Annotated in this window: 5 protein-coding genes; 1 reads left to right on the forward strand and 4 read right to left on the reverse strand. The window is 42.7% G+C overall.

The window, feature by feature from the left end:
• The 3 genes from ACWXWT_RS20025 to tnpA all read right to left on the reverse strand — a co-directional run.
• Positions 1 to 537, reverse strand: a 537-nt coding sequence (locus ACWXWT_RS20025) for an IS66 family transposase zinc-finger binding domain-containing protein (protein ID WP_456043329.1), incomplete at its 3' end; no start/stop codon positions are given.
• A gap of 111 nt (positions 538 to 648) precedes the next feature.
• The gene (gene tnpB, locus ACWXWT_RS20030) at positions 649 to 996 is read right to left on the reverse strand and encodes an IS66 family insertion sequence element accessory protein TnpB (RefSeq protein ID WP_456043330.1); all 348 of its coding nucleotides are present in this window, start codon (positions 994 to 996) and stop codon (positions 649 to 651) included.
• Positions 993 to 1319 carry an IS66 family insertion sequence element accessory protein TnpA gene (gene tnpA / locus ACWXWT_RS20035; protein WP_456043331.1) on the reverse strand — a complete coding sequence of 109 codons (327 nt, stop codon included), beginning with the start codon at positions 1317 to 1319 and terminating at the stop codon, positions 993 to 995. The genes tnpB and tnpA overlap by 4 nt, the downstream gene beginning before the upstream one ends.
• Positions 1320 to 1377: 58 nt before the next feature.
• On the opposite strand from tnpA, the gene ACWXWT_RS20040 reads away from it, so the two are divergent.
• The gene (locus ACWXWT_RS20040) at positions 1378 to 2109 is read left to right on the forward strand and encodes a GGDEF domain-containing protein (protein WP_456043332.1); all 732 of its coding nucleotides are present in this window, start codon (positions 1378 to 1380) and stop codon (positions 2107 to 2109) included.
• Positions 2110 to 3718: 1609 nt separating this feature from the next.
• Here ACWXWT_RS20040 and ACWXWT_RS20045 read toward each other — a convergent pair.
• The coding region (locus ACWXWT_RS20045; RefSeq protein WP_456043333.1) for a site-specific integrase at positions 3719 to 4082 on the reverse strand (364 nt) is incomplete at its 5' end.

The following is a 4082-nucleotide window of genomic DNA, read 5'->3' on the forward strand; positions in this document are numbered from 1 at the left end:
TATCGCAACCTCAATGCCTTGTTGCTCACATTGACGGCAAGCATATTTCGGTCGAATCGTTTTAATTACCTTGATGTGCGCAGGGACGAATTCCAATGTCTCGCTATCACTTTGCCCCATTTGATGCAGCGGCCCTTGGCAGCAGTCGCAGTACTTGTTGTCTTCATCAATATCAACGATGACTTCTACTCGAGGAAGCTCAGCAGGTAATGGCTGACGCTTAGGTTGGCTTGATGATTTATCGAAAGTAGGCGGTTCAGCGAGCAGCGCTTTATCTTGCGCATCAAGTGTATCGATTTGCTCTGCATCTAACTCGGTTTCCGCCTCATTAAATACCTCCCCCGCACCTGGCAGTTTTTCTGATTTTTGGGCAAACTCTTTTGACAATTTGGCATGGTACTGAGCTAACAACTCATGGATTTGTGCATTTTGCTCGGCAATCAGGGCATCTTTTTCTGCCAACGTTTGCTGCAACTCAAGCAGCATTTGCTTGAGTTGTGCTGGGTCGTCGGGTAATTCATGGGGCAAGGTTTTCATGCCTGCAGTGTATCAGAAAGAGCAAGCTTAATAAGGGGTTAACCATCAATGAGTGTCACGTTTGCTGTCAACGATCCTTCACTGCAAAACGATCGCACAGATTTGTTTCATTTAAGCTAAAGATTGGTAGTTTAGGGATTGATGCCCAATCACATCAAAGCCTGATAACAGCCAGGAAAGCTGCTGCTCAGTTAAGCAATACGCCTGATGGTCAACTTTACTGGGCCATTTAAATCTTTGCTTTTCAAGTCGCTTATACCACAGGGCAAATCCCGTCTTATCCCAGTACAGCAGTTTGAGCTTATTTTTGGCCTTATTACAAAACACAAACAGTGCGCCAGTATAAGCATCATACGCAAGTTCTTGCTCAACAATAGCCACAAGGCCATCAATGGATTTACGAAAATCCACGACATCACGATGCAAATAAATGGCAGGAGGCTCGATAAACATCTTCATGGCGCAAGCTCTCGCAATAGTTGTGCAAGAAAACTCGGCGAAGTTGAGTGAGGCAAATGTAATTTGGCTTTAGCAAATTCTAACGCGATAGCAGCTTGTGGCTGCACGAGTTCGAGCTGAGTCACTTGCTGCTCGGTGACTTTATGTTGTGAGATTTGGGCGCAGACGAAAGCGCTTTCAGTCAATGCAAGGCGCTTTTTGTGAGCATAAAAGCTCGATGTCGATAATTTATGTTTACGGCAATAAGTGCTGATATTTAAGCCGCTTTGTTGCTGAGCGAGAATGAGCTCTTGCCACTGCAGTTGATCACGAAAGGTCCTCATTATGTGTCTCCCAATAAAATAGGGGAACAACATAAATCAGCCGCTTGGTAAAAGGTATGTGCCTTTTGCTAGACGCTTACGTTACACCCCCGAGCAAGCCTATGAAAAAGAAGTAAACTTGAGCAATGATGTGCGGGGCCCACGTATTAACGCGCTAAACGCCTTGTTCAGTCAAGTTTCAGAGCGTAACCATGCCTTGATGGCGCTAACCAATCAGTTGGAGCAAAAAGTGCGTCAGCGAACTCTGGCTTTGGAGAATGCAAACTTTGAACTTGATAAAGCAAATATAGAATTAGAAGCATTGGCGACTACAGATCCCCTTACTGGTTTACCTAATCGACGATTTGCCATGCGAGAGCTTGAAAGTTTATGGCAAACCTTTCAATTCAGCGGGGCGCTCAGCTGCATGATGATTGATGCCGATAATTTTAAAATCATTAATGATACAGAAGGACACGATGCAGGCGATTACGTTCTTTTACAGCTGGCAGAAACGTTAAAGCATAACCTGAGAACCGATGATATAGCTAGTCGTCTAGGAGGAGATGAGTTTTTAATTATTTGTCCTAATGCTGACAAGGAAGGGGTGCATTACCTTGCATCAAACTTGCTCGATAAAATCCAATCGCTACGTGTAAAAGTGGGTCAATCTCATTGGAAAGGCAGTGTGAGGATTGGTTTAGCGACGCTTGATGAGTCCATTGGCTCTATCGATGAACTTATTAAGCGTGCGGATTTGGCGATATACAAAGCAAAAGAAAATGGCAGGAATAGGATAGAAGCATTTTAATTCATTGATATATTGACTCACAATTTGTAGTGGACAAGGAGATTTGGCCACCACATTGTAATACACATTATTATCCGCGTATTGCTAATTTAGCGAAGGCTCTGGCTCGTTTTTGTCCAGAGACGTGCCAGCACGATCATTGCGAGCACGTTTGAGCTCCTAGGTAGCTACAAAACTAGACTGTTGAATGCCTTTGTTTTTCGGGGGAATTAACATTCAGGCCTAATTCCTCTAGAGATTCGATTAAAGGAGTATAAAATCTTTTTCTGGGCTCACGGTTAGCTCTATTATTATCGATGCTTAGTCTGCCATCATCTATCCGCTCATGGTTTGGCGCCTGAACTCAATATCGTATTGCTTTAACATTCTTCCTGGTGATAAGTTGACTGAGTAAACTTATCACCAGGAAATAACAATAAAGATGATTTTACAAATATCACTCATATGATCATACTGTTGATATGTATGACTAAGTTAGACAGCACATATAAGGTGGATAAATGAACTACTATGCAGAGGATCCCTTCTAGGTAATGTAAACCTGGAGGGTAAATGAAAAAACTAAAACATCAGTACCGAAAACGTATTAAAAGCCAGTGTCAATATTTTTGGGGGTATTATCCAAGCGTACGCAGTGCAGCCCACAAGCACTTTTCAACAAAACAAGAAAAGGGTTATTACTTCCTTCATATGATTGAGTGCAGAGGCTACCCGATCAAGTTACGAGCAGCACGAGGAAGATCGTTGGCTAACCCTTGGGATGACTACCCAGCGTACGTGTATGACCTAGCAAAAAGTTGGAAGCATAATTCCAAACGACGCTATCAGTACTACAAGTAAATCTCACGATAATAAAGCTCCTCCTTTGAGGAGCTTTTCTATTTCAGATCCAGAAGAGCGTCAAGAGCCATTAATTTTATTGGCTCTGTTGTAAACATCTAGTCAACTGCAGCTATTTTTAACATTCCAAGGTAACAGGCTGTCAATATCCGGTGCTGGTGCAGAGTTCATCAAGGCAAGCCATGATTAATTCAAATGACGTTAAGCCATTTACCTTTGTTGTTTCGTCAATACTATAAAGCTTGGCGCGAGCTGGTCACTTCCACAACTGGTAAAGACATCCATAACTTGCAAGCTTTTGTAGAATAAATCACGCTGACAATATTGCCAAAGCTGATGCTGTTGTCGCCTAATTCTGTGATGGCTTAAGTAATCCTTACAGCAAATTCAATAAAAATATTTGGGTTGAACGGTTAAGTTAGTTTACTTAGGTTGAGCATGGAAATATTGAATTACCTCGAACCAGGAGAGGAATTGCAGTCGAGAAGATGCTACCTAGTGTTTTTCAAGTAGGTACGAGCACCACTAATATTGTTGAGACGTTACAACAAAAGCAATAACCTCTTCTTAATCTTACAAGCTAAACGAACACATTACCTTTATCATAAGAACTTAACTAATATAATCAGGTAGATATATTTATTGGCGCAGGTAAACCCATGCTGATGTAAATACTGTGAGAACGGGCGTAATATTCCAAAGCGGCGGGCAATTGCGATGGACGAGCCTGAAGGGGCGAGACTTGCCCATTCCAGCGTAAGTTCGGTCGTTAATGCATGGTTTGCTTCTCTCTCCTGGAAATTGTTAAGGATTTATTGCTTGGTGTTCGGTGAAGCAATTTAGGGCGTGGCACTCGAGTACCTACCGCAAATTCACAATATCCACGCGCTGATAAAAAGCGGATAAATGAGTTTAATGAAGAGGCGATTCCGGCAGTAGTTACTAGCGAGACTTGCGTTGCGCGAAGCTGCACGAACGCAGACAAGTCCGTTAACTGTATTGCATATATCTGCGTTGAGCCTGACGAAGCAAGCCAGTTTAAAAACTCACGGGCATTACGGCAACGATATATACGAGTCGAATTAGCAAGACCGGCGACTTCATGTAGATAACGGTCAAATTCCTCCACAACT

The sequence above is a fragment of the Shewanella sp. A22 genome (genome assembly GCF_053850585.1).

What these genes read in the sequence shown, in the direction of transcription:
- tnpB (WP_456043330.1), bottom strand. Translation starts at nt 996, where the DNA reads ATGAAGATGTTTATCGAGCCTCCTGCCATTTATTTGCATCGTGATGTC.
- tnpA (WP_456043331.1), bottom strand. Translation starts at nt 1,319, where the DNA reads ATGAGGACCTTTCGTGATCAACTGCAGTGGCAAGAGCTCATTCTCGCT.